Genomic DNA, 26424 nt, shown 5'->3' with positions numbered 1-26424 from the left:
AAAAAAATAATGTGGATGGCAGTGTATTATTTATATTACTGGTGCAAGAGAATTCGCGTTAAAATGAGAAAAAATCAAAGTCAGATCGAACCATCGGAGGGGAAAACATGAAACTTTTTTTCGTGACTCAAAACAAAGCAAAAGTGGCAGAAGCGAAAGGAATCCTGGCGCCTTACGGAATTGACGTGGAGCAGAAGACGGTTTCCTTTGTGGAACCGGATAAGGGAACGGTGGAAGAAACGGCCCGGGCCAAATTGAAACAAGTCCGCAAACAAGGGCTGGACCAATTCATGGTGGATGATGCCGGGATCTATTTTGCTGCTTACAAAGATTTCCCCGGGATTTTGTCCAAACGGATTTATGAGCGGATTGGCTACAAAGGAATCCGCAAACTGTTGCACGGGGAAAGGAGGGAAGCCTGGTTCCGGGGAGCGGTCGGCATCTGCTTCAACGGGGAAATGAAGATCTTCAGCGGAGAAACCAGAGGGCACATCATTGAGCAAATCGACCAACCGGAAAGTCCCGTCACCGACTTTCCCTATGACCCGATTTTTATTCCGGAAGGGGAGTCGCGGGTGCTGAGTGAGCTGTCCGAAGAAGAATGGCAGACTTATTCTTACCGCCGCAAAGCATTGGTTGGTTTGGCCGAATGGTTGAAAGAGAAAAAACAAAACACTAGTCAATAAGAAGTGCTTCATGTTATACTACTTGAAACGATCCTTTAATTCATTATCGATTTAATAAGATAAAGTAAAGCGAAGGGGAGTACGATGACCAAACCGCAGACATTTGAAAAACCAATGGGTTTTCGGGATTTTCCGCCGCTTATTGCGGAAAAGAAACGTTTGTTGGAAGACCGGGTCCGGGAGCAATTTGTCAAATGGGGCTATCAGGAAGTCTGCACACCGGCCTTGGAATTTTTTGATACAGTGGGACAATCCAGCCAGATTCCCGTTTCGCGGATGTTTAAATGCATGGACCGGGACGGGAATTTGTTGGTTTTGCGTCCCGACCAGACCGCTCCGATCGCGCGGCTGGTGACTTCAGTTTTAAAAAGGGAGCCTTTGCCGTTGCGCCTGTTTTATCACGGGACGGTTTTCCGCGCCCAAGAAAAGGAAGCAGGTCGAAACAGCGAAAAATTTCAGTCGGGGGTGGAACTGGTCGGACAGGCCGGGCCGGAAGCCGACGGGGAAGTGATCGCGTTGGCCGTGGAATCGCTCCAAGCTTGCGGCATCGGCGCTCCGACCATCGTACTCAGCCATGTCGGACTTTTGGAAGGATTTTTAAGGGAACGGATTCATCGGGATGAAGCGATTGAAAAGTTGAAAGAAACATTGGAAGTCAGGGATTTGGTTGCATTTCGCCGCATTCTGGAGGAGTTGGATCTTTCCCTTGAAGAACGGAAAGAAATCATGGAGCTGACCAAACCCGGCCTGGAAGGGAAAGATTGGCAAAAACTGTCCGCGTCGGCCAAAACGGAAGAAGTGCGGGATAAATTTTGTTATCTGAAACGGGTTTGGGACCAGTTGCAGATCTTTGGCTGCATGTCGCAAGTGAAAGTGGATTTGAGCTTGGTGGGAAGTCTCGGTTATTATACCGGCGTTTATTTTGAAGGCTATGCGGAAGGGATGGGATTTCCCCTCGTCAGCGGAGGACGGTATGACCAGTTGTATCAATCGTTCCACACCGATCTTCCGGCAACCGGTTTTGCTTTAAATACCGACCGCCTGCTGGAGGCCAGTCCGTTAAAACCGGTATCGCCGAAACGGATCGCGGTCTTTTATGAACCTCATTTGCAGCAGGAGGCTTACCGGAAAGTACGTTCCTTGCGGGAGGAAGGTTGTGCGGTGATCATGCAGCCGGTGGAAAGCCGGGCAGACCGGACACCGGATGTGGATGAAGTGTTGACGATCGCCGGTGAAGGAGAGTGGTCCACGTGTTAACGATCGCCATGGCCAAAGGGCGGGTGATGGAAGAAGCTTTTGACCTGTTTCAACAAGCCGGCTTGCCGGTTCCGAAAGCGGATGATCTGGATTCGCGAAAACTGGTGGTGTCGGTGCCGGAAAACGAGTTGACCTTTTTTTTGGCCAAGCCGATGGATGTCCCGACCTATGTGGAATATGGAGTGGCGGACCTCGGTGTGGTCGGGAAAGATGTACTGATGGAGCAGTCCCGCGATGTTTATGAATTACTGGATTTGAAAATCAGCCCCTGCCGGATGTCCGTGGCCGGGAAGCCGGATTCCACTCTTTCCCCTCATCCGAAGGTGGCAACCAAATATCCGCGGATTGCAGAACAATATTTCAAAGAACAGGGACAGCAGGTGGAAATTATCAGCCTGCACGGATCGGTCGAACTGGCTCCGATCATCGGATTGGCGGAACGGATTGTCGATATTGTCTCCACAGGCCGGACACTGAAGGAAAACGGGTTGGTGGAGTGGTGTTGTATTGCCGACATTACTTCGCGGTTGATTGCCAATAAAGGAAGTTACCGTTTAAAAAATAAACGGATCCAAAAGATCCTGGGGGATTTGGAACGCGTGATTGAAAAGGAGGGGAACCTGTGATCAAAATTGTCTCGCGGGAGGATTTAAAACGTCTTAAACGGGCCGGAGCCGAAACGGAAGAACCATTGTCAGCGGTGCAAGAGATCATTGACCTGGTCCGGAAAAAAGGCGATGAAGCCCTGCGTACCTTCACGCTTCAGTTCGACGGTGCCGACGTTCAAAAATGGGAAGTGGGGCCGGAAGAAATGGAAGAAGCCATGGAGCAGGCGGATCCGGCGTTGGTCCGGGGATTGACCGAAGCGGCCCGTCGCATTCGGAAGTTTCATGAACACCAGCGGCAACAGTCGTGGTTTTTTACGGAGGAAGACGGAACCGTTCTGGGACAAAAAGTCGTCCCTTTGGAAAAGGTCGGAGTTTATGTGCCGGGAGGGAAAGCCGCTTATCCCTCATCCGTGTTAATGAATGTGATTCCGGCCAAAACCGCCGGTGTCGACGAGGTGATCATGGTGACGCCCCCGCTGGAAAACGGGAAGGTGTATGAAACGACGCTGGTGGCGGCAAAAATTGCCGGAGCGGACCGGATCTTCCGGGTCGGAGGGGCTCAGGCGGTTGCCGCTTTGGCTTATGGAACGGAAAGCATTCCCCGTGTGGACAAAATTGTGGGGCCCGGCAATGTTTATGTGGCGTTGGCGAAACGGGCAGTGTTCGGCCAAGTGGATATTGACAGCATCGCCGGCCCGAGCGAGATTGTGGTTCTTGCGGATGAATCGGCGGATCCGGTTTATGTGGCAGCTGATCTGCTTTCCCAGGCGGAACATGACCGGATGGCTTCTGCTGTGTGTATCACTCCTTCCCGCGATTTGGCTGAACGCGTCGCGGAAGAAGTGGAAAGGCAATGCCGCCGGTTGCCGCGCCGCGAAATTGCGGAAGCATCGATCAAAAGTTTTGGCGCCGTTTGTCTGGTGAAAGATATGGAAGAAGCGGTGTCAACCGCAAATCAGCTGGCGCCCGAGCATCTGGAACTGATGGTTCGCGATCCATGGCATTGGCTGGCCAAGATTAAACACGCAGGTGCCGTCTTCTTGGGCGAACACAGTCCGGAACCGGTGGGGGATTATTGGGCAGGGCCCAATCATGTTTTGCCGACCAGCGGAACGGCCCGCTTTTTTTCTCCGCTGAGCGTGGATCAATTTGTGAAAAAGACCAGTGTCATTTCCTACAGTCCGGAGGCGCTTTACCGTGACGGGGACAAAGTGATGTACCTCGCGGAAGCAGAGGGCCTGACGGCGCATGCCGAATCGGTCCGGGTGAGACTGACAAAGAAAAGGGAAGGTGAGGGAATTGGTGAAAACAGGGAAACGGATGAGTAACATCTCCCGTCAAACCAGGGAAACCGAGATTTCTTTGGCCCTGCAATTGGACGGGATGGGGCAAACCAATTTGAAGACAGGCGTCCCGTTTTTGGAACACATGCTGGATCTGTTTGCAAAACACGGGAAATTTGATTTGTTTGTCGAAGCCAAAGGAGATACCCATATTGATGATCACCATACCGTGGAAGACATCGCCATCTGTCTGGGGCAGGCGTTGCGGGAAGCGCTCGGGGACAAAAGGGGAATCCGCCGCTACGGGAATGCTTTTGTTCCGATGGATGAGGCGTTGGGCCAGGTGGTGGTCGATTTGTCCAACCGTCCCCATCTGAAATTTCGTGCTGAATTTCCGAGTGAGAAAGTGGGGCGGTTTGACACGGAGCTTGTCCATGAATTCTTTTGGAAATTGGCGCTTGAAGCGCGTATCACTTTGCATGTGATCCTTCACTATGGCAAAAACACCCACCATATGATCGAAGCTTGTTTCAAAGCATTGGGGAGAGCATTGGATGATGCGGTGCAGATCGATCCCCGCGTACAGGGAATTCCTTCATCGAAAGGAGTCTTGTGATGATTGTCATTGTCGATTACGGAATGGGAAATTTGCACAGTGTGTCCAAAGCATTGGAACGGATGGGCTATGAGAGTGCCATTACGTCGGACCGGGAAACGATTCTTCAGGCGGATGCCATTATCCTGCCGGGAGTAGGCGCGTTCGGCAAGGCGATGTATGAACTGACCCAAAGGGATCTGGCCGCGGTGATCAAGGAAGCTGCCCGCCGGAACAAACCGGTTTTGGGGATTTGTCTGGGAATGCAATTGTTGTTCACCAGCAGTGATGAACATGGCTATCATCAGGGATTAAATCTGCTGCCCGGTCACGTGGTCCGGTTTGAAGGGGATTACCGGATTCCGCATATGGGGTGGAATTGGCTGTGCTTCAAGCATCCGCATCCTTTATTTCAGGGGTTGGAAGAAGGACATGTTTACTTTGCCCATTCCTATCATGTCCAAGCGGACAATCCCGAAGATGTGATTGCCACCACCGATTACCACCAGACAGTGGCGGCGGTGGTGACTCGCGGAAACATTTACGGCATGCAATTTCATCCGGAAAAAAGCGGTGAGCTGGGACTCAAATTGTTGGAACGGTTTGCCAAGCTCAGTGAAAAGGTGGGGAAATCATGAGTTTTGTCATCTATCCGGCCATCGATTTAAGGGGCGGCAAGTGCGTCCGGCTCAAACAAGGAGATTACCGTCAGGAAACGGTGTACAGCGAAGATCCGCTGAAAGTGGCACAAACGTTCATCAATCAGGGAGCGAAATGGCTCCATATCGTGGATTTGGATGCGGCGCGTTCGGGAGGGATGGAAAATGCCTCCATCATTCAAAAGATTGTGGAATCCTCTCCGGTTCCGGTTCAAATCGGCGGGGGCGTCCGGAATATGGAGCGGTTGGAGCGGCTTTTAAATTGGGGCGTCCGCCGGGTGGTCATCGGTTCCGCAGCCATTGATGACCAGGCGTTTGTGAAAGAGGCATTGAAGCTTTATCCCGGACATATTGCCATCGGTTTGGATGCCAGGGACGGATTTGTCGCCACCCACGGCTGGCTGAAGACATCCCGGGTGAAAGCGGGGGAATTGGCACAACAAATTAGTGAATGGGGTGCGGAAACGTTTATCTTTACAGACATCTCTAGAGACGGAATGCTGACCGGGCCGAATATCGGGGCCGTGCGGGATCTGGCGGCCGCCTGCGGGAAAACGGTGATCGCGTCCGGGGGGGTTCACCGGGTGGCGGACCTGAAACAATTGGCTTCTTACCAACACGAAGGCGTGAAGGGGGCCATTGTCGGAAGAGCGTTGTACACCGGTGCGATCCACTTTCCGTCAGCCATCCGTGTGACAAAGGAGGCGAATTCATGATTACCAAGCGCATCATTCCTTGTTTGGATGTCAAAGACGGCCGTGTGGTCAAAGGGGTTTCTTTTGTTGATTTAAAGGATGCGGGCGATCCGGTGGAACTGGCGGCTTATTATGACCGGAACCAGGCGGATGAACTCGTTTTTTTGGATATCTCCGCTTCCCACGAGGGGCGCAAAACCATGCTGGATGTGGTGAAAAGGGCAGCGGAACAGCTGAGAATCCCTTTCACCGTGGGCGGGGGAATCCGTACGGAGGAAGACATGTATGACATTTTGCGGTCGGGAGCGGACAAAGTGTCGGTCAATACGTCTGCCGTGTTGAATCCCGAATTGATCGAATCAGGCGCCGAACGGTTTGGCCGCCAATGCGTCGTGATTGCCATTGATGCCAAGTATGACCCGGAGGAGAAAGACTGGTTTGTTTATACACACGGCGGCCGGAAGCGGACAGATAAGCGGGCGGTGGACTGGGCCGTGGAAGCCGTCGCAAGAGGGGCCGGGGAGATTTTGCTGACCAGTATGGACCGGGACGGGCACAAGAACGGCTATGATCTGCCGCTGACCCGGCTGATTGCCGAAAAAGCGGGCGTCCCGGTGATTGCGTCAGGCGGGGCCGGCAAAGTGGAGCATTTTGTGGAAGTGTTTCTGGAAACCGAAGCGGATGCGGCGTTGGCGGCTTCTATTTTTCATTTTCAAGAAGTCGGAATCGATCAAGTGAAAAAGGCTTTAAAAGAAAACGGGGTGAATGTGCGTTGATCCATCCGGATGATATTCAATTTGATGAAAAAGGGCTGGTGCCGGCGATTCTGCAGGATGCGGCCAGCAAAGAAGTGTTGACCCTGGCTTATATGAACCGCGAAGCATTGGAATTGACGCTGAAGACAAAGGAAGCCTGGTTTTACAGCCGTTCCCGCAATCAACTTTGGCATAAAGGGGAAACTTCCGGAAATGTGCAGGAAGTGGTGTCTGTCCAGGCGGACTGCGACAGGGATGCGATTTTGGTGAAGGTGCTTCCGGCGGGGCCGTCTTGCCATCAAGGAACCTACTCTTGTTTTGAGGAACAACCGGAAGATCCGGACTTGTCCGGCCGTTTTCAGATTATCAATCGGTTGGAATCGGTGATTGCCAAAAAAGAAGCGGAACGGCCCGAAGGCTCTTATACGGCTTATTTGTTTGACAAAGGATTGGACAAGATCTTGAAAAAAGTCGGTGAGGAAGCTTCCGAGGTGATCATTGCCGCCAAAAACCGCAGCGCCGAAGAGTTGAGCAATGAAACGGCTGATCTCCTTTATCACTTGTTTGTTTTGTTGCGGGAACAAAAATTGCCTCTGGATGAGGTGCTTCGTGTATTAAAAGACCGGAATCAATAGCAAATATTTAAGCATTCAGACAAGGGAGCGTGCGTTCCCTTGTTTTTATTTTGTTTGTGACCCTCCATATATCGATGTTTTGTTGTAATATTTAAATGGATCCATGTTAAAAAGATGGCTGTTAAAATTTGTCGGATCCGTTTAGAAATATTATCCATTTTTTTGCTAGGATTCTTGGTGATCCCCTTGTGTTTGCGCTATAATTGAATAAAATAATGAAACAACTTCTTTCATGGCTTTCTTGTTCGGGTTTTGAAATTTATTTCTGTATTTGCATCATTTTATGTCAAATCGTTGACAAGCACCCTGAGAATGATACGAATTTGGTATACTACCAAAAAACCACACACCAGCCTGGCGAAAACATTGTGCTGGGTGGAGGGGAAATTCATGAGAAAATCACAGGCCGGAGCAGACCGCCAAAAAAATAAAAAGGTCATCCGTTTGCGGATGGATGCCGGTTTTTTCTTTGAACGGGCTTTATATTACCTTGACCGCCACCGTTACGACAAAGCGGTCAAATATTTTCGTTTGGCGACGGAAAAGGAACCGGGAAATCCGGTGAATCACTGCAACCTGGCCGGCATTCTTTCGGAACTGGGGCGCTTTGAAGAGTCCAATCAAGTGCTGATGTCCGTTTTGGAAGAAGTGGATCCTGATTTATATGAATGCTGGTTTTATATGGCGAATAACGCGGCCAACATGGGCGATTTGGAACTGGCCGAAGAATACTTGTTGCAATATTTGAGCCTGGACCCTTACGGAGACTTTGCAGAAGAAGCAGAAGAAATGCTTTACATGATTGCCCAGGAGCTCGGACGTCCCCCAAAAGAATGGAAGCCGGTGAACCAGCCCGGTTATGTTGAGGATCATGAAAAAGCACGCGGTTATTTGGAAGAAGGGAAATTTCTGCAGGCCATACAGCTGCTCGAAGAAATTTCCGAGGCGCATCCGGAGTTTTTGGCGGCGAAAAACAATCTGGCGTTGGCTTATTATTACACGGGGGACTTGGAAAAGGCGACGGGATTGATTGAACATGTGCTGAAGATCGATCCCAATAATCTGCATGCATTGTGCAATCTGGCGGTTTTGTCCCGGAATCTCGGTGACGAAAAAAAGGAACGGGCCATTATTGATATGTTGAAAAAACTGGTTCCGTTTCATCAGGAAAATACTTATAAATTGGCAACCACGCTGGGAATTTTGGGAGAACATGAAGTGGCGTACGCATTGTTTTCCCGCCTTTTGAAAGTTGACGGGATTCAGGAACCCGGACTTTACCATTACACGGCGGTTGCGGCTTGGAACTGCGGTCTCTTTGAAAAAGCCCGGCAATATTGGAAAAAGGCAATGAATCTCGAAGGCAGGGAAGCGATTGCGGCTTTCTATTACAAACATATGGACCAATGGGTAAAGCTGGATCAACCGCCAAAGCTCCCTTATCATTACCAGCTTCCTTTTGAAGAACAATTAAACCGGATGGAACTGTTCGGACCCAATGAGGAGATTGTCAAGCAATTACAGAGCAATCTGCTTTTGCGCTCTGCTTTTTTCTGGGCTTTGAGCCGGGGCGATCATCAAACGAAAAGGCAGGTCATCAAGTTTTTGACCTGGTTTTCGGATGATGAAGTGAAACAGTTGTTGAAGCAGTTTGTGTCACAGCCGGAAGAAGACGAAGAATTGAAAGAGTTGGCGCAAATGGTGCTTCGCGAATTGAGCCGCACGGAAAGCGGAGAAACGGAAGAAACCCTTCCTTCGGTTATTGAAGTGAATCATAAGTGGAAAAAAGTGTTGGAATGCTGTCTGGAGCATGTTCAGGAAACATCCACCGCCCATCTCTGTAAGGAGATCGAGCGGTTGTGGTTCGAATGGGCTGCAAGAAACCGTGACTTTTCGGTAGTCCGGAAAGTGGAAGGATGGGCGGCGGCTCTGGAATATTTGACGGCAAAATATCACGGGGTGGCCGTGACGCAGCGTGAACTGGCCAAAAAATATGAAGTATCCATGTCAACGGTATCCCGGCTTGCCAAACAGTTGGAAACCATCGCCAAAGAATGTTTTTCCTGAGGAAAAGGGAGGGATCGTTGTGAAAAAAGTGGACAAAGGAAGCTTTCACGACTTTATTGCAGAAGGGGACAAAGTGGTGGAATTCAGTGCAAAGTGGTGTATTGATTGCAAACGGATCGCGCCCGATTTGCCTGAGATCACCGAACGCTTTTCCGGGCGGTTTGAATTTGCAGAGCTGGATGTGGATGAATCCAGGGAAATTGCCGATGAATACAATGTAAAAGGAATCCCGACCTTTATCGTTTATCGTGACGGAAAAGAAGTCGACCGGTTGCCGAGTCGCCATGCCAAGACAAAAGAACAAATCGAAAGCTTTTTGAGCCAGGTGTAAAAAGGAAAAGCTTCGAATTTGGAATCCGAAACCGCCGGTGTTTGCCGGCGGTTTAGTTCTACATTGATGACATAAATTAATCATGATATTATAAAATGAATAAAAATATAGCTATTGAAACATTTTGAAAAAAAAGAATCAATCCAGCCGGAACGATGAGGGGTGTGGACGTGAAGCAGTATTTCGTCGGAATCGATCTGGGTGGAACCAATATGAAAATCGGATTGGTTCATCAGAACGGAAATGTGATCAAAGATATAGAAAAACCTACACTAAAAGAAGAAGGCCCGGACGGCGTTATTCGCCGGATGGTACGCTATACACAGGACTTGGCCCAAGAGACCCGGGTGCCGTGGGAGGAAATCGGGGGAGTGGGTGTGGGTTTGCCTGGCTTTCTCGATATACCCGGCGGTGTTGTCAAGTATTTGACCAACCTGGGTTGGCGGGATGTCCCGATTCGTGACCAGCTGGAGTCGGCGTTTGGAGTTCCTGTGAAGATTGATAATGATGCCAATGTTGCCGCGCTTGGGGAAGTATGGGCCGGTGCCGGTGCCGGCGAACAAAATGTGGTGTTGATCACACTCGGAACCGGTGTGGGCGGAGGCATTATTGCCGGCGGCAAGCTTTTGCACGGAGCCCGGGGCATTGCCGGGGAGATCGGGCATATTCCGATTGATCCGGACGGGGTGTTGTGTAACTGCGGACGAGCCGGATGTTTGGAGACGATCGCATCGGCGACCGGAATGGTCCGGCTGGTTCGTGAAGCGGTGGAGGCGGGGGAAACCTCTTCGCTTGTTCTTCCGCTTCAAAACGGAACATTGTCAACCAAAGAAATTTTCGCCGAAGCGGAAAAAGGAGATTCCCTGGCCAAGACAACAGTGGAAAGGGCCGTTGATGCGCTTGCCCGGGCGATGGCCATTCTTTCGGTCGTGGTAAATCCTTCGCTGTTTATCATCGGAGGCGGTGTTTCCAAGGCGGGGGATGCTTTGCTGAAGCCTTTGGAAAACCACTACCGGAAGCAGGTGCAACAAAATGCCGGCCAAGGCGTGCGGATTGAGTTGGCGCGGTTGGGCAACCAAGCCGGATTCATCGGGGCTGCGGGTCTTTTAGCAAGGACGGGAAAATAATGTATAATAAGAGGAAATGGTTGCCTCAGAGGTGATGGCCGTGGAAAAAAAACAAGAAGTGAATATGGTTGTCATCACCGGTATGTCCGGAGCTGGAAAGTCCGTAGCGATGCAAAGCTTGGAAGATCAAGGCTACTTTTGCATAGACAATTTGCCGCCGATCTTGCTGCCCAAATTTGCAGAGCTTCTGAAAGAATCGAAGAGCAAATACCATAAAGTGGCCGTGGTGATTGACTTAAGAGGCCGTGAGTTTTTTTCTTCTTTGCTTGATTCACTGGATCTGTTGGTGAAAAATCACGGGATTCATCCCCGGATTATCTTTTTAGACGCTGATGACAACACACTGGTCCGAAGGTTTAAGGAGACGAGGCGTCGCCATCCGCTTTATCCCGGCAGCACGCCGTTAGATGCCATTTTGAAAGAGCGCAAGTTGTTGGAAGAAATCAAGGGCCGTGCACACTATCTCATCGATACGAGTGATTTGAAGCCTTCCGAGCTGAAGGAAAAAATCGCCGTCATGATTTCGGAAAAAGATTCGGCCAAGATGATGGTGACCTTTGTATCCTTTGGATTTAAACATGGCATCCCCATCGATGCCGATCTTATTTTCGATGTGCGCTTTTTGCCAAATCCCCATTATGTTGACTCCCTTCGTCCGCAAACCGGACGGGACCCCGAAGTGGCCGAATACGTCATGAAGTGGGCGGAAACCAAACAGTTTCTGGAGAAGTTGACGACTTTGTTGGAGTTTTTGATCCCCCGGTATGCGCGGGAAGGAAAGTCGCAACTGGTGATCGGAATCGGATGCACGGGAGGAAAACATCGTTCTGTGGCCATTGCAGAGCATTTGTATCAGACTTTCAACAAACAGGAGCATTGTCGAATCGCACATCGAGACATGAAGAAAGGCGGATAGCATTGTCGGCAAAGAAGAACCTGAATTCGAATGTATTTAGGCGTCCGCGTGTGGTTTGCATTGGTGGCGGTACAGGATTGTCCGTTATTTTGCGTGGTTTGAAAAAGCTGCCCATTGAGATCACGGCCATTGTGACCGTGGCAGACGACGGAGGTAGTTCGGGGCGGCTGCGCAATGATTTACGGATGCCTCCCCCCGGCGATATCCGTAATGTTTTGATTGCGCTTGCAGATACGGAACCTCTGTTGGAAAGTGTTTTGCAATACCGGTTCAAAAACGGGGATGGTTTGGCAGGGCACACATTGGGGAATTTAATGATCGCCGCGATGAAAGAAATCACGGGGGATTTCACGCAAGCGGTCAAAGAAATGAGCCGCGTTCTGGCGGTGCGCGGGCGGGTTCTCCCTGCCAGTGAGCAGGATGTTGTGTTGATGGCGGAAATGAAGGACGGAAGCATTGTCGAGGGAGAGTCGCAAATTCCGCAAACCGGAAAGCCGATTCGCCGTGTTTTTTTAAACCCGCCTGATCCGCATCCCCTTCCCGAGGCGTTGGAAGCCATCGAGGCGGCGGATGGCATCGTGGTCGGGCCTGGGAGTTTGTACACCAGCATTCTTCCCAACTTGCTGGTCAAAGACATGAGCCGGATGATCTGCAAGTCCGATGCCTGCAAGATTTATGTTTGCAATGTCATGACGCAACCCGGGGAGACTGACGGGTTTTCTGCCAGTGATCACATCCAAGCCATTTATGATCACGTTGGTGAACGCTTGTTTGATGTGGTCATCATCAATAATGAGGTCCCACCGCTTGCCATCCAACAGCAATATGCCGAACGGGGCCAAAAGATGGTTTTGCCGGACATGAAAGAGATTCACCGTCTCGGCTGCCATGTCGTTGCCGATAACTTGCTGTTGTATCAGTCTGTATTGCGCCATGACGCCGAACGGATCAGCGGACACATTTTCCGCTTGATACATGAGCGCATGAAAAAGCGGCAAAGTGGTTAAAAGAAGGGATGTTCTATGTCATTTACTGCGATGATCAAAAAAGAATTGACACAGCTTCAGTCGGAGATTTGTTGCAAGACGGCTGAGCTGTCGGCATTGGTCCGGATGAACGGCACGGTTCACATTATGCACAAAAAACCCATGATCGATATTGTGACTGAAAACCCGTCGACGGCGCGATACATTTTTTCTTTGGTCAAAAGTTTGTATCAGATTCATCCCGAGGTGTTGGTGCGCAAAAAAGTCCGCTTGAAGAAAAACAATGTTTATTTAATACGCCTGACTTCGGACACGAGCCGGATTTTGGAAGAACTGCATATCATGAAGAAAAATTCATGGGAAAGGGTCGAAGGAATTTCCCAAACCCTCATTGGCCGGCCTTGCTGCAAAAGAGCTTATTTAAGGGGGGCGTTTTTGGCCGCCGGTTCGGTGAACAACCCGGACAGTGCTTCTTATCATTTGGAAATTGTATCGACTTACCAAGACCATAGTCAATCGCTTTGCGAACTGATGAATCAGTTTCATTTGCATGCCAAAGTGATTGAGCGCAAAAAAGGCTTTGTGGTTTATATTAAAGAAGGGGACAAAATCGGGGAGTTTTTAAATATCATCGGCGCGCATCCTTCTTTGCTCGAATTTGAGAACGCACGCATCATGAAAGATATGAGAAATTCGGTGAATCGGCTGGTCAATTGTGAAACGGCGAATTTAAACAAAACGATCCAGGCTGCCATGCGCCAAATCGAAAACATCAAACGGATTGACCGGGAAATCGGTTTGGAACAATTGCCGAAGAAATTGCGGGAAGTCGCTGAAGCCCGTTTGAAATATCCGGAAGCCAACCTGGCGGAATTGGGCCAGTTGTTGCCGGATGGAAAGATCAGCAAGTCGGCCATTAACCACCGTCTCCGCAAATTGGAGGAAATTGCGAAGAAATTGTGAAGTAAGGAGGATTCTGATGGTAGAAAAAAAAGTAACCGTTCAGTTGGAAACCGGACTTCATGCCCGACCGGCGGCTTTGTTTGTGCAAGAAGCGAACAAGTTTGCTTCCGAGATTTTTGTGGTCAAAGGGAATAAAAAAGTGAATGCCAAAAGCATCATGGGGATCATGAGCCTGGCGGTCTCCCGCGGTACGGAAATCACCATCACCGCGGAAGGATCCGATGAGGAAGAAGCGGTGGAAAAACTGGTGGAATTGGTCAGCAGACCGGAGTAAAAAGAGGAAGCGGGCGTTTTCGGAAGAAAACAAGCCCGCTTTCATGAAATGGGAAAGAATGTCAAAAATGACACGGAATCGTTGAAAGCATGTCACATTTTCCGGGTATGAATTGTTAAATTTTGACTATGATGGAATTAAATCAGGGGAGGACGTTTGGATAACCGACTGAGAAACCCTTGGAAGGATACATATGATTGGAGGAAATTATGGATGCTTTCCTTTATCCGGTTTTGACAATTGGATATCTGGCATTGTTTATCTGGAGTTTCCGTTCCTTTCGGGAATCTTTTTTTTGGGGAACTTCATGGGTTTTATTCATCATTTTGGCATTCGTTTATGACAATTTTGTTTTGTCGCTTGGGATCTGGATGGGACAATCCGAATTATTTGAGATGCTGAGCATTGTCCGTTATTTGCTTCATGTTTTGCTGATCCCGACGCTGGTGTATGTATCCCTTGATATTATGCGGCGTATCCGTATTGAATGGTCGGAATACTTTGTGACCCATGTTGTGTATCACCTGTATACTTTTTTCTTGACGGTGCTCGGAATCTTCACCAATTTTTTGTGGGTGGAAATTGTCCCGAAAAAAGTGAGCGGAGTGGTGCAATATGTGCCGCAACAGATCCAATTTCCGGTTGTGTTGATGCTTGTGATGATACCGCTCATTATTTCCGGTTATTTGGTGTGGAAAAAGTTGCGCTGGCCCGTTTTGATTTCAGGGATCGTATTGACCGTGATCGGAGGCGGTTTGGCATATGCCCTGAAATTTCCGGGCATGGCCGCGGTGTTCCATTTTATCCTGATGGGTAGCCTGGTATTGACGGAACAAAGGTTGAAAGCAGAGGATTATGAATAACAGGTCGAAGCCGTTGCTTCGGCTTTTTTGCGCATAAAGAACGCTTTCCTTCATCAAACTAGGAAGGGAGGTGTTCTTTGTGAAGCGGTTTTTTTGTCTTTTTCTCTGTCTTTTATCCGTCATGTTGTTTGCCTGCCAACGCTTTGAGAAGCCCTCGGAACGGGAGGGGCTGGACAAGGACAGCCACTCTTTCTCCAATGTGAGCTTTCCGGAAAGCAAGATGAAACAGGTGGCCAGAGATGTGGAAGGCGTGGAAGATGTCCGCGTGGAGTATAAAGAGCAAAAAATCATCATGTACATTTTGCCGGAAAAACGCATTCCATCTTCGAAGTACCGGGATTTGGCCAACCGGGTTTATAAAAAAGTGAACGAGTCCACGCCGTTAAATCCCTTTCATGTGGAAATTGTCCCTCCGGAAAAGTGGATGGAGACGCCCTATTAAACCGAACGGAAAGCATAAAAAAGCCTTGGGTTGTCCCAAGGCCTTTTGGTATCCAAGCTTAAAGCTTATTTGTGTTTCATGACTTGGTCGATCAAACCGTATTTCAGTGCTTCTTCCGCACTCATAAAGTAATCGCGGTCGGTATCCCGTTCAATTTTTTCCAACGGTTGCCCGGTGAATTCGGAGAGCAGCTTGTTCAAGCGGTCTCTGGTCCGCAAAATTCGTTTTGCCCGGATTTCAATGTCGGAAGCCTGGCCTTGCGCCCCGCCCAGCGGCTGATGGATCATGACTTCGCTGTTGGGAAGGGCAAACCGTTTTCCTTTTTTCCCGGCGGCCAGCAGGAATGCGCCCATGGATGCGGCCAATCCCACGCAGATGGTGGAGACATCCGGTTTGACGTATTGCATGGCGTCATAAATGGCCATTCCCGCGGTGATGGAGCCGCCCGGCGAGTTGATGTACAGATGGATGTCTTTCTCCGGGTCTTCGGCTTCCAGAAAGAGAAGTTGAGCCACGATTAAGTTGGCGACTTCGTCGGTCACCGGGCTTCCAAGCAAAATAATCCGGTCTTTCAAAAGGCGGGAATAAATATCATAGGAACGTTCACCGCGATTGGTTTGTTCCACAACCATTGGGATTAAATTCATCTATCAGGGGTGCACGGATCGCCCGGCACCCTTCCCCCCTTTCAAGGATCAAGGATGGTTTTCATTTGGTAAGGTTCATGTCCACATAGATGTTGCTTTACTTTTATGATACCCAAAAGGTCAAAAAAGGTCAAATCAATTTTGACGGATAAAAAAACAGGGCCGCCAAGGGCCCTGAAATACAAGGGATTTATGTCATAAGGGGAATCCCATAAGAAAAAGAAGGGGGAGGACGAAGCTGGGACTTCGTCCATAAACAGAATTTAGAAACAGAGAAGGCCTTTTCTAACGTGACGAAAAAGCTTTGGGAACAAATAGTCTGGTTAGGAGGACCATTTACTTAACAGACGTAAGGAAAAGAGAAAGTGTTGCAGAGAAAAAATATTTTTTCAAAAAGTTTTTTTGCCGGGTTCATATTTGCAGAAATTCCATCACGGTTTGGTCAATCTGCCGGATCAGTTCATTGAACAACCTTTCCCCTTTTTCTTTGGAAGCCCGGGTGGGATAACCGATGGTTCCCGTTTTGGTATAAGCCTGCATTCCCAAAACTTCCAGCAAGGGGCGGTCGGAAACTTCCACATCTTCCGCTTTTTCCAATTGCACCGCTTGTTCCTGCAACAAATGGAGCAAGATGGAAGTTTCCCCTTCTCCGGCATGCATGTCCTGCGAGGGGGTGGATGACAATCCCGCTTTTTGGTAGGCTTGTTCCCAGTGTTTCCGGCTCGGGGCAATCAAAAGTCTGGTTTTGCTTTGATTGAGTTCCTGGGCGATGTTGGCGAGCAGTTTGTTTCCTCCGTGCCCGTTGATGATGACGCATCGCTTGACCCCGGATTGTTCCAAAGAAGAAAGCACATCTTGGACAATGGAGAACAGCGTCCTGATGCGGAGGGAAATGCTGCCGGGAAAGCCCGCATGCTCAAAGGAGCAAGAGTAAGGCAGGGTGGGAACGACAAATGCTTGGTGTTTCATTGCCAGCCTTTGGGCGATGGCGGTCGCAATGAGGCTGTCGGTATTGGTGGGCAAATGGCATCCGTGCTGCTCGGTGGATCCAATCGGAAAAAATGCCAGCTCCTTGTCTTTGAAATCCGGCCATGTTGGAAATGGGTTCATGTTTCCGCTCCCCTTTTCTTTTTTGAAATGTATTCTGGGTTTAGTGTAGAGCATCCTGCGGAAATTGGAAATGATTTTCCCAAAAACATCTTGCATGATTATTTTTTTCGTGATATAATTTCTTTCGTCAACTCGAAAAACGAGCGCCTATAGCTCAGGGGATAGAGCACTGGTCTCCGGAACCAGGTGCCCAGGTTCGAATCCTGGTAGGCGCACCATCAGAAGAAAAGGTGCTTTTTACAAAAGCACCTTTTTTGTGTTTTTCTGCCCTTTTTTTCGAGGAAGAGAGTGGTAAAAAAAGCGTAAAATGATGAATGGTATATTATGATAAAATATAAATGAAATTGTTTATTGAAGAAATTATTGAGCTGCATGTATGATGAAGGCGGAGGTGGATGAGAGAATGGCTCTGCAAGTGGGTTTTGGCTTGATTCAGGAACAGCGGATGAAGATGGTGATGACGCCGGAACTGCGCCAAGCGATTCAAATTTTGCAATTCTCCGCAACCGATTTGCGCAAATATATAGAAGACCAAATGATGGAAAACCCGGTTTTGAATGTTTCCGAAGCAGAGAAAAAAGAGCCGGATTTGGACCGGTGGATGGAGTATATGCGTGACTTGCCCCGGCAAAGCAGGACCGGTTACCGGAAAGAATCGGATGAACCGTCGTTTGAGTCTTTTGTCACGGGATATCAAACGCTGGCCGATGAATTGGAAGCGCAACTTTGTGATTATTCCCTGACTTTAAAAGAACGGAAGGTTTGTCTGTATCTGATACACAATCTGGATGAAAAGGGATATTTGGATTTGGATTCCGGCGAAGCATGTAAGCGCTTGCATATCGATGACGGGATGTTTGCGAAGTGTTTGAAGGTGATTCAATCGATGGAGCCGGCCGGTGTGGGTGCCCGCTCGCTGGGAGAGTGTGTGGAGTTGCAGTTGCGCCGGAGGGAGCGCATCAATGAAACGGCCATCCGCATTGCCCGGGAGCATTTGCAGAATGTGGCGGATGCAAAATGGCGCAAGATTGCCGATGCTTTGCAAGTGGATCTGAGTGAAGTGCATCGGGCGGTGGAAGAGATTAAATCATGCAATCCCAGACCCGGTCTTCAATTTCATTCATCCCCTCCCCGTTATGTATCACCGGATGTGTATGTCGAGAAAATGGATGATGAATACGTGATCCTCCTGAATGAAAGGGATATGCCGAATCTGACCGTGAACCGGTATTATCAGCAATTGTTGCGGCAAAAAGATGAGTTGGGCGAAGAGGTCAGCCGGTATCTGAAAAACTGGGTGCAGTCCGCTTTGTGGCTGATGAAGGGGATTGAGCAGCGCAGAGATACCATCTACCGTGTCGCACAGGCCATTGTGAAGAGGCAGCGTGACTTTTTCGAGCACGGGGTTGATCATTTGAAGCCGCTTACATTAAAGCAAATTGCCGAAGAAGTGGATCTCCATGAATCGACGGTCAGCCGGGCGACCCAGCATAAATACATGCAGACGCCAAACGGTTTGTTTCCGTTCCGTTTTTTCTTCCCTTCCGGTTTACAGACCGACACCGGGGTGGACATGGCGCAAAGTACGGTGCAGAAAAAAATCCGGCAAATGATTGAAAACGAGGATAAATCAAAGCCGTTATCCGATCAGAAGATCGCGGATCTGTTGAAGGAACAGGGGGTTTCGATTTCCCGGCGCACCGTGGCCAAATACCGGGATGAAATGGGAATCGCATCATCTGCAAAACGAAAGCGTTTTCTGTAAATGTTCAATAAAATCAGGCAGGAGGAAACTTGTCAAAGGCTGTGTTTTTAGGATAAAATAAAACTGATCCCAGTAACGGGGATTTTTTTTGGAGTGGTTGGGACGATTTTTTCTACACGGGACATATTTCGTCCCGATGGTGGGGGTTTGATGAAAAATCTACTTAATTTGCAGAAACAATTATTGCCTGACTTGCTGAGGGTTATGCATAAGCGGTATGAAATACTGCGGCATATTCAGTTGATGCAACCCGTGGGACGGCGGAGCCTTTCCGGTGTGTTGGATTTCACCGAACGCGTGCTTCGGGCCGAAGTCGATTTTTTAAGGACACAGGACTTGGTAGCCGTTGATTCCAGCGGCATGAGGCTGACCGAAAGCGGAGCCGATTTGTTGTCCGAGATGGAACCGATGATGAAAGAGCTGTTTGGACTCAATCAATTGGAGCGCGATTTGGAGTCCTGCCTCAACTTGAAAAAAGTCATCATTGTTCCCGGCGACTCGGATCGGTCGGATTGGGTGAAAAAAGAAATGGGAAGGGCTTGTGCGCGATTCCTCCGGAAAATTGCAGAACCGGATCAGGTGATTGCCGTCTCCGGAGGGAGCACCATGTTGGCCGTCGCGGAGATGATGATACCGTCTTCCGCTTTCAAATCCACCATGTTTGTTCCGGCCCGGGGCGGGGTCGGGGAAGCGGTGGAATTGGAAGCAAACTACATTGCTTCGCTCATGGCCAAAAAAACCAAAGGCCATTACCGCATGATGCATGTTCCGGATCAAGTCAGCGATGAGGCTTACCAAACGTTGCTTCGCGAACCGCATATTCAGGAAGTGCTGGAGTCTCTCAAAAGAGCACACATTGTCATTCACGGGATTGGCAATGCTATGACCATGGCAGTACGGAGAAAATCAAGCCAAGCCATCCTGGACAAGTTGCAACGTGAACAGGCGGTAGGGGAGTCTTTCGGATATTACTTCAACCGCAACGGGGAGATTGTTTACCGTGTGCAATCCTTGGGGTTGAAGTTGGATGATTTGGCCAATGCCAAAAATATCATTGCGGTGGCAGGCGGCTCGAGTAAGGCGGAAGCCATCCGGGCCATCAGCACCAAGGTTTCCAGAGATATTTTGATTACTGACGAGGGAGCCGCCAAAGCGATTTTGTCGCTGGAATGAAACCGCTTGGACGGTTCCGTCCTCAGTGATACTTTGCATAGATAACAAGGAGGAATTTTACCATGATCAAAGTGGGAATTAACGGATTTGGCCGTATCGGACGCAACGTTTTCCGGGCCATGATGAATCATCCGGAATTGGAAGTGGTGGCTGTCAATGATTTGACAGACTCCAAAACCCTGGCTCATCTTTTGAAATATGATTCGGTCCATGGAAAATTCGACGGCGAAGTGGCAGCCACCGAAAACGGCTTCAGCGTCAACGGACGGGAAATCAAAGTGTTGGCTGAACGCGATCCGGCCCAAATCAAATGGGCAGACTATGGTGTGGACATCGTTGTTGAATCCACCGGACGTTTCACCAACCGGGACGACGCTGCCAAACACCTGATCGGCGGGGCCAAAAAAGTGATCATTTCCGCTCCGGCCAAAGGGGAAGACATCACGATTGTGATGGGGGTTAACCATGATAAATACGACGCCGCTTCCCATCACGTGATTTCCAATGCATCCTGCACCACCAACTGTCTTGCGCCTTTTGCCAAAGTATTGCATGAGAACTTCGGCATCCGCCGCGGTTTGATGACCACTGTCCATGCTTACACCAACGACCAACAAATTTTGGACCTGCCTCACAAAGACTTGCGTCGTGCACGTGCAGCGGGTCAATCGATCATTCCTACCACTACGGGGGCTGCCAAAGCCGTTTCTTTGGTGCTGCCTGAATTGAAAGGGAAATTGAATGGTTTTGCCATGCGGGTTCCGACCAAAAACGTATCCGTTGTGGACCTGGTTGCCGAACTGGATCAGGAAGTCACCGTTGAACAAGTGAATGAAGCATTGCGCAAAGCGGCAGAAGGAGAATTGAAAGGCATCCTCAACTATTCCGAAGAGCCGCTGGTGTCTGTCGACTACAACGGTGATCCTCATTCTTCCACCATTGATGCACTGTCCACGATGGTATTGGAAGGAAACATGGTGAAAGTTGTTTCCTGGTACGACAACGAATGGGGTTACTCCAACCGCGTTGTGGACCTTGCCAGCTACATTGCCAGCAAAGGTCTGTAAAGTTGAAAGATCAATAAGTTATACTAATTGAAAATATGCTATACTGATTTCGGAATTGAACCTGAAAAGAGGAGAACCTTTCTCCTCTTTCTCATGCATTAAGGAGGGAGTCCCCTTGAACAAGAAATCAGTCAAAGATGTGGATGTACGCGGAATCCGCGTGTTTTGCCGCGTGGATTTCAACGTTCCGTTGCAAAACGGAAAAATTACCGATGACACCCGGATTCGTGCGGCTCTTCCCACCATCCGCCATTTGGTGGAACAAGGTGCCAAAGTCGTGCTTGCCAGCCATCTGGGACGGCCGAAAGGAAAAGTGGTGGAGGAGTTGCGTCTGAATCCGGTGGCTGAAAGGCTTTCGGAATACTTAAAGCAACCGGTGATCAAAGTCGATGAAGTGGCAGGTCCGGAAGTGGAAGAAAAAGTATCGGCGTTAAAGAACGGAGAAGTGTTGCTTTTGGAAAACGTCCGTTTCCATCCCGGTGAAGAAAAAAATGACCCGGAACTTTCCAAAGCTTTCTCCCGTCTGGCCGATTTGTACGTCAATGATGCCTTCGGCGCCGCTCATCGAGCGCATGCGTCCACAGCCGGGGTGGCTGAATATTTGCCGGCCGTTGCCGGGCTTTTGTTGCAAAAGGAAATTGAAACGTTAAGCGGTGCGCTCAACCATCCGAAACGTCCATTTACGGCGATTATCGGGGGAGCCAAAGTGAAAGACAAAATCGGCGTCATTGAAAATTTGCTGGATAAAGTGGACCATTTGATCATCGGCGGAGGATTGGCTTATACATTTGTTCATGCCAAAGGATATGAAATCGGAAAATCGTTGTTCGATCCGGATAAAGTGGAATTGGCCAAATCATTCATGCAAAAAGCCGAAGAAAAAGGAGTCCGCTTTGAACTGCCGGTGGATGTGGTGGTTGTCGATGAATTCGGCCCCAATCCTTCCACGGTGAAAACAGTGGATATTGATCAGATTCCCGAAGACATGGAAGCGGTCGATATCGGCCCCAAAACGAGAGAACGGTACAAGTCGATTGTGAAAGAGTCCAAGCTGGTGATCTGGAATGGCCCCATGGGCGTTTTTGAATTTGATCAATTTGCCAAAGGAACCAATGCCGTGGCCGAAGCCGTAGCAGAAAGCGAAGCCATGACCATTATCGGTGGCGGGGATTCGGCAGCAGCCATCAAAAAGTCCGGTTTGGCTGATCGGGTCGATCACATTTCCACCGGCGGAGGCGCATCCCTGGAGTTTTTGGAAGGAAAAGAATTACCGGGAGTGGCGGTGCTACAAGATCAATAACAGGAGGTTGCTTCGATGCGGAAGCCAGTGATTGCAGGAAACTGGAAAATGCACAAAACCATTGACGAAGCATTGCGTTTTGTCAAAGAGCTGAAAGAGACTGAGCTCCCTCAAGATGTGGAAACAGTTTTGTGTGCACCATTCCTGGCGTTGCCTGCATTGGTGGAAGAGACCAAAAACAGCGGGATTGGAATTGGTGCGCAAAACGCCCATTATGAAGAACAAGGCGCATATACCGGTGAAGTGAGTTTGCCGATGTTAAAAGCCACAGGCGTGCAATACGTGATTTTGGGCCACTCGGAGCGACGCGCCTATTACAATGAAACGGATGAAGACGTGAACAAAAAAACCAAAGCGGCCCACGCCCACGGCTTGATCCCGATCGTATGCGTCGGGGAAGTGTTGGAAGAAAGAGAAAGCGGCAAAACCATGGAAGTCGTTGCCGCACAAGTGAAAGCCGCAGTTGAAGGGCTTTCTGCCGATGAAATGAAGAAAACGATCATTGCTTATGAGCCGGTTTGGGCCATCGGCACCGGAAAAGCTTCCACGGCTGAAGATGCGGAGGAAGTATGCTCTTTCATCCGGAGCACCATTTCCGACCTGTATGATTCATCCGTGGCCGAAGCGGTGCGGATCCAATACGGCGGCAGTGTGAAACCGGAAAACGTGGCTTCCTTCATGAAGCAGAAAAACATTGACGGAGCGTTGGTGGGCGGAGCCAGCTTGAAGCCGGATTCGTTTGCATCGTTGGTAAGTCAGGCAAGTGAAGGTGAGAAACAATGAACCGACCGAAACCAGTGTTGTTGTGTATTTTGGATGGTTTTGCCCTCCGTGAAGAACGGGAAGGAAATGCCGTCAAGCAAGCCAACAAACCGAACTTTGACCGCTATTGGAACGAATATCCGCATGCAACGCTCGAGGCCAGCGGGGAAGCCGTCGGTCTGCCTGACGGACAAATGGGAAACTCCGAAGTGGGGCATTTGAATATTGGTGCCGGACGGATTGTGTATCAGGATCTGACCCGGGTGACCTTAGCGATTGAAGACGGCAGCTTCTTTGAAAACGAGGCGTTCCTTCAAGCCATTAAACACGTGAAAAAGAACCAAAGCCGCCTCCATTTGCTCGGATTGCTTTCTGATGGCGGGGTGCACAGCCACATCAATCATTTGTTCGCGCTTCTGGACCTGGCTGCCAAAGAAAAAGTGGATGAAGTTTATGTGCATGCGTTTTTGGACGGGCGCGACGTGGCACCGGACAGTGCCGTCCGATACATCCGGCAGTTGCAGGAAAAAATGGATGAAGCCGGTGTCGGCAAGATTGCCACGGTTCAAGGACGTTATTATGCGATGGACCGTGACAAACGGTGGGACCGGGTGGAAAAATCCTATCGTGCCATGGTTTATGGTGACGGACCCCGGTCCGGCGATCCGGTGGAAGCAGTACAAGCCTCCTACCAAGAGTCCGTCTATGACGAATTTGTTGTCCCGACGGTCATCGTGGATGAAAACGGAGAGCCGGTCAGCCGAATCCGCGATCATGATGCAGTGATTTTTTACAATTTCCGTCCGGACCGGGCGATTCAACTTTCCCTCGCTTTTACTGATCCGGACTTTGACGGGTTTGACCGCGGTCCGGGGCATCCGCAGGACCTGGCTTATGTCTGCCTGACGCATTACAGCGATGCGGTGAACGGGGAAGTGGCTTTTAAACCGACTGATCTCGTCCAAACGCTCGGGGAAGTGGTCAGCCGGCATCAGCTGAAACAATTGCGGATTGCAGAAACCGAAAAATACCCGCATGTCACTTTTTTCTTCAGCGGTGGACGGGAAGAGAAGTTTCCGGGCGAAGAACGGATTTTGATCAATTCGCCGAAAGTGGCGACTTACGACTTGAAGCCCGAAATGAGTGCCTATGAAGTGGCCGATGCGCTTTGTAAGGAAATCGAGGCGGAAAAACATGATGTGATTATCTTGAACTTCGCCAACCCGGACATGGTGGGCCACTCCGGAAAACTGGAACCGACGATCCGGGCGGTGGAAGCCGTTGACGAATGCTTGGGGAAAGTGGTCGACCTGACAATCGAAAAAGGCGGAGTGGCTGTGATCATCGCCGATCACGGAAACGCAGACATGGTGGTGAATGAAGACGGAAGTCCGCACACGGCCCATACCACCTTCCCGGTTCCTTTTATCGTGACGAAAAAAGGACTGGCTCTGCGGGAAAAAGGGATCTTGGCGGATGTATCTCCGACCCTGCTCCATCTGTTAAACATTGAACAACCTGAAGAAATGACAGGAAGATCGATGATCAAATCCAAATAAAAGTGAGGGATCAAGCAAATGACAACCATCATTGAAGTTTATGGCCGCGAGGTTTTGGACTCCCGCGGAAATCCGACAGTGGAAGTGGAAGTCGTATTGGAATCCGGTGCAACGGGACGTGCCATTGTACCGTCCGGTGCATCGACCGGTGCTTATGAAGCCGTGGAGTTGCGCGACGGGGATGAAGAGCGTTTCTTGGGCAAAGGGGTGCTCAAAGCCGTTCAAAACGTAAATGACGTGATTGCCCCCCAACTCACGGGAATGGATGCACTGGATCAAGTGGCCATTGACCGTGCCCTGATTGAATTGGATGGCACCGAAAACAAAGGAAACCTGGGGGCCAATGCCATTTTGGGAGTATCCATGGCGGTTGCGCGCGCTGCCGCAGAAGCTCTGGGAGTTCCGTTATATACTTACTTGGGCGGATTTAACGCCAAAGTGCTGCCGGTTCCGATGATGAACATTTTAAACGGCGGCGCTCATGCCGATAACAATGTGGATATTCAAGAATTCATGATTATGCCGGTCGGTGCGGAAAGCATGCATGAAGCAGTCCGGATCGGCGCCGAAATCTTCCATAACCTGAAAAAAGTGTTGAAAGAAAAAGGTTATGCAACCGGTGTGGGTGACGAAGGTGGATTCGCCCCGAACTTGAGCTCCAACGAAGAAGCACTGTCCACGATCGTCACAGCCATTGAACGTGCCGGATACAAACCGGGAGAAGAAATCATGCTGGCGCTCGATGTGGCTTCCAGCGAAATCTACCGTGACGGCAAGTATCACTTTGCCGGGGAAAACATCAGCCGCACTTCCGAGGAAATGATCGATTTCTATGAAGAATTGATTTCAAAATACCCGATCATCTCCATTGAAGACGGTTTGGCAGAAGACGACTGGGATGGATGGAAAAAAATGACCGAGCGTCTGGGTGACAAAGTGCAACTCGTCGGGGACGACCTGTTTGTCACCAATACCACCCGCCTCAAAGATGGAATCGAAAAAGGCGTCGGCAACTCCATTTTGATCAAAGTCAACCAAATCGGCACACTCACCGAAACCTTTGATGCGATTGAAATGGCAAAACGCGCCGGATATACCGCAGTGATCTCCCACCGCTCCGGGGAGACCGAAGACACCACCATTGCAGACATCGCCGTTGCAACCGGTGCCGGCCAAATCAAAACCGGGGCACCTTCCCGCACGGACCGTGTGGCCAAATACAATCAATTGATCCGCATTGAAGATCAATTGGGTCATATCGCTCAATACCCGAAGCGTTCCGCTTTTTACAACCTGCGCTCCATCGAAAAAGAATGACATGACATCCCATAAAAGGCACCGGGAATGTTTCCGGTGCCTTTTTTGTTGGAATGACCGACGGCTTCTTGTCCGCTGGCGCCGGATTATTGAAATGCCGCTTCGAATGTGGTAAAGTCATCTAGAGAGACGGCAAGGAGGTTGTGAACGTGGCGCTTGTTTCAAAATGGGTCCTTGCAATCATCTGCATCGGATTGATTGTCGTTATCCTGCTGCAACCTGGAAAGAGTGCAGGATTGTCCGGTGCGATTGCAGGTGGAGCTGAACACCTGATGGGAAAAGCAAAAGCACGCGGTTTGGATGCGCTGTTGCACCGGTTAACCGTGGTGTTGGGAGCCTTGTTTATTATTGTTGCTTTGGTCGTTGCTTTCTTTTTGAAGTAATCTGAACCCGGAATTCCTTAAGAGACTTCTTTAAGGAATTCTATTTTATTTTTTTAAAAAAAGACTTGCCAAAAGGATAAGGGCATGCTATTATAATAAATGTCTGGTGACCATAGCGGAGGGGATCCACCCGTTCCCATCCCGAACACGGAAGTTAAGCCCTCCAGCGCCGATGGTACTTGGGGATGACCCCTGGGAG

28 protein-coding genes, 1 tRNA gene and 1 rRNA gene are annotated in these 26424 nt (G+C 49.6%); 28 read left to right on the top strand and 2 right to left on the bottom strand.

The window, feature by feature from the left end; translation table 11 throughout:
* Positions 1-107: 107 nt before the first annotated feature.
* From I8U21_RS02555 to I8U21_RS02470, 18 genes are all read left to right on the top strand, one after another.
* Positions 108-686 carry a non-canonical purine NTP pyrophosphatase gene (locus tag I8U21_RS02555; RefSeq protein ID WP_181731405.1) on the top strand — a complete coding sequence of 193 codons (579 nt, stop codon included), beginning with the start codon at positions 108-110 and terminating at the stop codon, positions 684-686.
* 84 nt (positions 687-770) lie between these two features.
* A complete protein-coding gene (gene hisZ, locus I8U21_RS02550) occupies positions 771-1943 on the top strand; it encodes an ATP phosphoribosyltransferase regulatory subunit (RefSeq protein ID WP_181731406.1) in 1173 nt (390 codons plus the stop codon).
* Positions 1928-2569, top strand: coding sequence for an ATP phosphoribosyltransferase (gene hisG / locus I8U21_RS02545; protein WP_181731407.1), 642 nt, complete (start codon positions 1928-1930; stop codon positions 2567-2569). Before hisZ ends, hisG begins: the two co-directional genes overlap by 16 nt.
* On the top strand, positions 2569-3879 hold the full coding sequence (hisD, locus tag I8U21_RS02540) for a histidinol dehydrogenase (RefSeq protein ID WP_181731619.1): 1311 nt from the start codon (positions 2569-2571) through the stop codon (positions 3877-3879). Before hisG ends, hisD begins: the two co-directional genes overlap by 1 nt.
* Positions 3872-4450 carry an imidazoleglycerol-phosphate dehydratase HisB gene (hisB, locus tag I8U21_RS02535; RefSeq protein ID WP_198053356.1) on the top strand — a complete coding sequence of 193 codons (579 nt, stop codon included), beginning with the start codon at positions 3872-3874 and terminating at the stop codon, positions 4448-4450. The genes hisD and hisB overlap by 8 nt, the downstream gene beginning before the upstream one ends.
* Positions 4450-5067: an imidazole glycerol phosphate synthase subunit HisH gene (gene hisH, locus I8U21_RS02530; RefSeq protein WP_198053208.1), complete on the top strand. Its 618-nt coding sequence runs from the start codon at positions 4450-4452 to the stop codon at positions 5065-5067. The genes hisB and hisH overlap by 1 nt, the downstream gene beginning before the upstream one ends.
* Positions 5064-5804, top strand: a complete 741-nt coding sequence (hisA, locus tag I8U21_RS02525; RefSeq protein ID WP_198053207.1) for a 1-(5-phosphoribosyl)-5-[(5-phosphoribosylamino)methylideneamino]imidazole-4-carboxamide isomerase — start codon at positions 5064-5066, stop codon at positions 5802-5804. The genes hisH and hisA overlap by 4 nt, the downstream gene beginning before the upstream one ends.
* A complete protein-coding gene (gene hisF, locus I8U21_RS02520) occupies positions 5801-6559 on the top strand; it encodes an imidazole glycerol phosphate synthase subunit HisF (protein ID WP_181731410.1) in 759 nt (252 codons plus the stop codon). Before hisA ends, hisF begins: the two co-directional genes overlap by 4 nt.
* A complete protein-coding gene (gene hisIE, locus I8U21_RS02515) occupies positions 6556-7173 on the top strand; it encodes a bifunctional phosphoribosyl-AMP cyclohydrolase/phosphoribosyl-ATP diphosphatase HisIE (protein ID WP_181731411.1) in 618 nt (205 codons plus the stop codon). The genes hisF and hisIE overlap by 4 nt, the downstream gene beginning before the upstream one ends.
* Positions 7174-7563: 390 nt before the next feature.
* A complete protein-coding gene (locus tag I8U21_RS02510) occupies positions 7564-9240 on the top strand; it encodes a tetratricopeptide repeat protein (protein WP_198053206.1) in 1677 nt (558 codons plus the stop codon).
* Positions 9241-9259: 19 nt separating this feature from the next.
* Entirely contained in the window at positions 9260-9571 is a 312-nt protein-coding gene (locus I8U21_RS02505; protein ID WP_370527011.1) for a thioredoxin family protein, read from the top strand.
* A gap of 170 nt (positions 9572-9741) precedes the next feature.
* Positions 9742-10698, top strand: coding sequence for an ROK family glucokinase (locus tag I8U21_RS02500; RefSeq protein ID WP_370527010.1), 957 nt, complete (start codon positions 9742-9744; stop codon positions 10696-10698).
* Positions 10699-10732: 34 nt separating this feature from the next.
* The gene (gene rapZ / locus I8U21_RS02495) at positions 10733-11614 is read left to right on the top strand and encodes an RNase adapter RapZ (RefSeq protein ID WP_181731621.1); all 882 of its coding nucleotides are present in this window, start codon (positions 10733-10735) and stop codon (positions 11612-11614) included.
* Between the two features lie 2 nt (positions 11615-11616).
* The gene (locus I8U21_RS02490; RefSeq protein WP_232337459.1) at positions 11617-12621 is read left to right on the top strand and encodes a gluconeogenesis factor YvcK family protein; all 1005 of its coding nucleotides are present in this window, start codon (positions 11617-11619) and stop codon (positions 12619-12621) included.
* A 15-nt stretch (positions 12622-12636) separates the two neighbouring features.
* Positions 12637-13563 carry a DNA-binding protein WhiA gene (whiA, locus tag I8U21_RS02485; protein ID WP_181731415.1) on the top strand — a complete coding sequence of 309 codons (927 nt, stop codon included), beginning with the start codon at positions 12637-12639 and terminating at the stop codon, positions 13561-13563.
* 16 nt (positions 13564-13579) lie between these two features.
* Positions 13580-13837 carry an HPr family phosphocarrier protein gene (locus I8U21_RS02480; RefSeq protein ID WP_181731416.1) on the top strand — a complete coding sequence of 86 codons (258 nt, stop codon included), beginning with the start codon at positions 13580-13582 and terminating at the stop codon, positions 13835-13837.
* A 209-nt stretch (positions 13838-14046) separates the two neighbouring features.
* Complete coding sequence (locus I8U21_RS02475; protein WP_181731417.1) at positions 14047-14700, top strand: hypothetical protein; 654 nt, start codon at positions 14047-14049, stop codon at positions 14698-14700.
* Positions 14701-14779: 79 nt separating this feature from the next.
* Entirely contained in the window at positions 14780-15142 is a 363-nt protein-coding gene (locus I8U21_RS02470) for a hypothetical protein (protein ID WP_198053202.1), read from the top strand.
* A gap of 65 nt (positions 15143-15207) precedes the next feature.
* On the opposite strand, the gene clpP is transcribed toward I8U21_RS02470, so the two are convergent.
* Together clpP and I8U21_RS02460 are read right to left on the bottom strand one after the other, a co-directional pair.
* Complete coding sequence (gene clpP / locus I8U21_RS02465; protein WP_037997422.1) at positions 15208-15789, bottom strand: ATP-dependent Clp endopeptidase proteolytic subunit ClpP; 582 nt, start codon at positions 15787-15789, stop codon at positions 15208-15210.
* A gap of 411 nt (positions 15790-16200) precedes the next feature.
* Complete coding sequence (locus I8U21_RS02460) at positions 16201-16899, bottom strand: creatininase family protein (RefSeq protein WP_181731419.1); 699 nt, start codon at positions 16897-16899, stop codon at positions 16201-16203.
* A gap of 143 nt (positions 16900-17042) precedes the next feature.
* On the opposite strand from I8U21_RS02460, the gene I8U21_RS02455 reads away from it, so the two are divergent.
* The 10 genes from I8U21_RS02455 to rrf form a co-directional block, all read left to right on the top strand.
* Positions 17043-17117 (top strand) — tRNA-Arg (locus I8U21_RS02455).
* A 185-nt stretch (positions 17118-17302) separates the two neighbouring features.
* Positions 17303-18664 carry an RNA polymerase factor sigma-54 gene (gene rpoN, locus I8U21_RS02450; protein WP_181731420.1) on the top strand — a complete coding sequence of 454 codons (1362 nt, stop codon included), beginning with the start codon at positions 17303-17305 and terminating at the stop codon, positions 18662-18664.
* 150 nt (positions 18665-18814) lie between these two features.
* The gene (locus I8U21_RS02445) at positions 18815-19837 is read left to right on the top strand and encodes a sugar-binding transcriptional regulator (RefSeq protein ID WP_181731421.1); all 1023 of its coding nucleotides are present in this window, start codon (positions 18815-18817) and stop codon (positions 19835-19837) included.
* 62 nt (positions 19838-19899) lie between these two features.
* Entirely contained in the window at positions 19900-20904 is a 1005-nt protein-coding gene (gene gap, locus I8U21_RS02440) for a type I glyceraldehyde-3-phosphate dehydrogenase (protein WP_181731422.1), read from the top strand.
* A 115-nt stretch (positions 20905-21019) separates the two neighbouring features.
* A complete protein-coding gene (locus I8U21_RS02435; protein ID WP_198053201.1) occupies positions 21020-22204 on the top strand; it encodes a phosphoglycerate kinase in 1185 nt (394 codons plus the stop codon).
* Between the two features lie 15 nt (positions 22205-22219).
* A complete protein-coding gene (tpiA, locus tag I8U21_RS02430; protein WP_181731424.1) occupies positions 22220-22987 on the top strand; it encodes a triose-phosphate isomerase in 768 nt (255 codons plus the stop codon).
* Positions 22984-24525, top strand: a complete 1542-nt coding sequence (gene gpmI, locus I8U21_RS02425) for a 2,3-bisphosphoglycerate-independent phosphoglycerate mutase (RefSeq protein WP_181731425.1) — start codon at positions 22984-22986, stop codon at positions 24523-24525. Before tpiA ends, gpmI begins: the two co-directional genes overlap by 4 nt.
* Positions 24526-24543: 18 nt before the next feature.
* Positions 24544-25842, top strand: coding sequence for a phosphopyruvate hydratase (eno, locus tag I8U21_RS02420; protein WP_181731426.1), 1299 nt, complete (start codon positions 24544-24546; stop codon positions 25840-25842).
* Positions 25843-25991: 149 nt separating this feature from the next.
* Positions 25992-26225 (top strand): preprotein translocase subunit SecG, encoded by a 234-nt coding sequence (secG, locus tag I8U21_RS02415; RefSeq protein WP_181731427.1) that lies wholly within the window; start codon positions 25992-25994, stop codon positions 26223-26225.
* Between the two features lie 102 nt (positions 26226-26327).
* Positions 26328-26424 (top strand): 5S ribosomal RNA (rrf, locus tag I8U21_RS02410); the annotation flags it as partial.

Origin of the sequence: Thermoactinomyces sp. CICC 23799 (assembly GCF_016055145.1) — a bacterium.
Classification (GTDB): domain Bacteria; phylum Bacillota; class Bacilli; order Thermoactinomycetales; family Thermoactinomycetaceae; genus Thermoactinomyces; species Thermoactinomyces intermedius.
This window is presented reverse-complemented; position numbering and strand designations above follow the sequence as displayed.

Excerpts from the sequence above, each read along its gene's own strand:
- I8U21_RS02445 (WP_181731421.1), top strand. The coding sequence starts at position 18,815 with ATGAAAAATCTACTTAATTTGCAGAAACAATTATTGCCTGACTTGCTG.
- I8U21_RS02475 (WP_181731417.1), top strand. The coding sequence starts at position 14,047 with ATGGATGCTTTCCTTTATCCGGTTTTGACAATTGGATATCTGGCATTG.
- rpoN (WP_181731420.1), top strand. The coding sequence starts at position 17,303 with ATGGCTCTGCAAGTGGGTTTTGGCTTGATTCAGGAACAGCGGATGAAG.
- rapZ (WP_181731621.1), top strand. The coding sequence starts at position 10,733 with ATGGCCGTGGAAAAAAAACAAGAAGTGAATATGGTTGTCATCACCGGT.
- I8U21_RS02510 (WP_198053206.1), top strand. The coding sequence starts at position 7,564 with ATGAGAAAATCACAGGCCGGAGCAGACCGCCAAAAAAATAAAAAGGTC.
- hisA (WP_198053207.1), top strand. The coding sequence starts at position 5,064 with ATGAGTTTTGTCATCTATCCGGCCATCGATTTAAGGGGCGGCAAGTGC.
- hisB (WP_198053356.1), top strand. The coding sequence starts at position 3,872 with ATGAGTAACATCTCCCGTCAAACCAGGGAAACCGAGATTTCTTTGGCC.
- I8U21_RS02555 (WP_181731405.1), top strand. The coding sequence starts at position 108 with ATGAAACTTTTTTTCGTGACTCAAAACAAAGCAAAAGTGGCAGAAGCG.
- gap (WP_181731422.1), top strand. The coding sequence starts at position 19,900 with ATGATCAAAGTGGGAATTAACGGATTTGGCCGTATCGGACGCAACGTT.
- hisF (WP_181731410.1), top strand. The coding sequence starts at position 5,801 with ATGATTACCAAGCGCATCATTCCTTGTTTGGATGTCAAAGACGGCCGT.
- eno (WP_181731426.1), top strand. The coding sequence starts at position 24,544 with ATGACAACCATCATTGAAGTTTATGGCCGCGAGGTTTTGGACTCCCGC.
- clpP (WP_037997422.1), bottom strand. The coding sequence starts at position 15,789 with ATGAATTTAATCCCAATGGTTGTGGAACAAACCAATCGCGGTGAACGT.
- I8U21_RS02480 (WP_181731416.1), top strand. The coding sequence starts at position 13,580 with ATGGTAGAAAAAAAAGTAACCGTTCAGTTGGAAACCGGACTTCATGCC.
- hisZ (WP_181731406.1), top strand. The coding sequence starts at position 771 with ATGACCAAACCGCAGACATTTGAAAAACCAATGGGTTTTCGGGATTTT.
- tpiA (WP_181731424.1), top strand. The coding sequence starts at position 22,220 with ATGCGGAAGCCAGTGATTGCAGGAAACTGGAAAATGCACAAAACCATT.
- I8U21_RS02460 (WP_181731419.1), bottom strand. The coding sequence starts at position 16,899 with ATGAACCCATTTCCAACATGGCCGGATTTCAAAGACAAGGAGCTGGCA.
- hisH (WP_198053208.1), top strand. The coding sequence starts at position 4,450 with ATGATTGTCATTGTCGATTACGGAATGGGAAATTTGCACAGTGTGTCC.
- gpmI (WP_181731425.1), top strand. The coding sequence starts at position 22,984 with ATGAACCGACCGAAACCAGTGTTGTTGTGTATTTTGGATGGTTTTGCC.
- whiA (WP_181731415.1), top strand. The coding sequence starts at position 12,637 with ATGTCATTTACTGCGATGATCAAAAAAGAATTGACACAGCTTCAGTCG.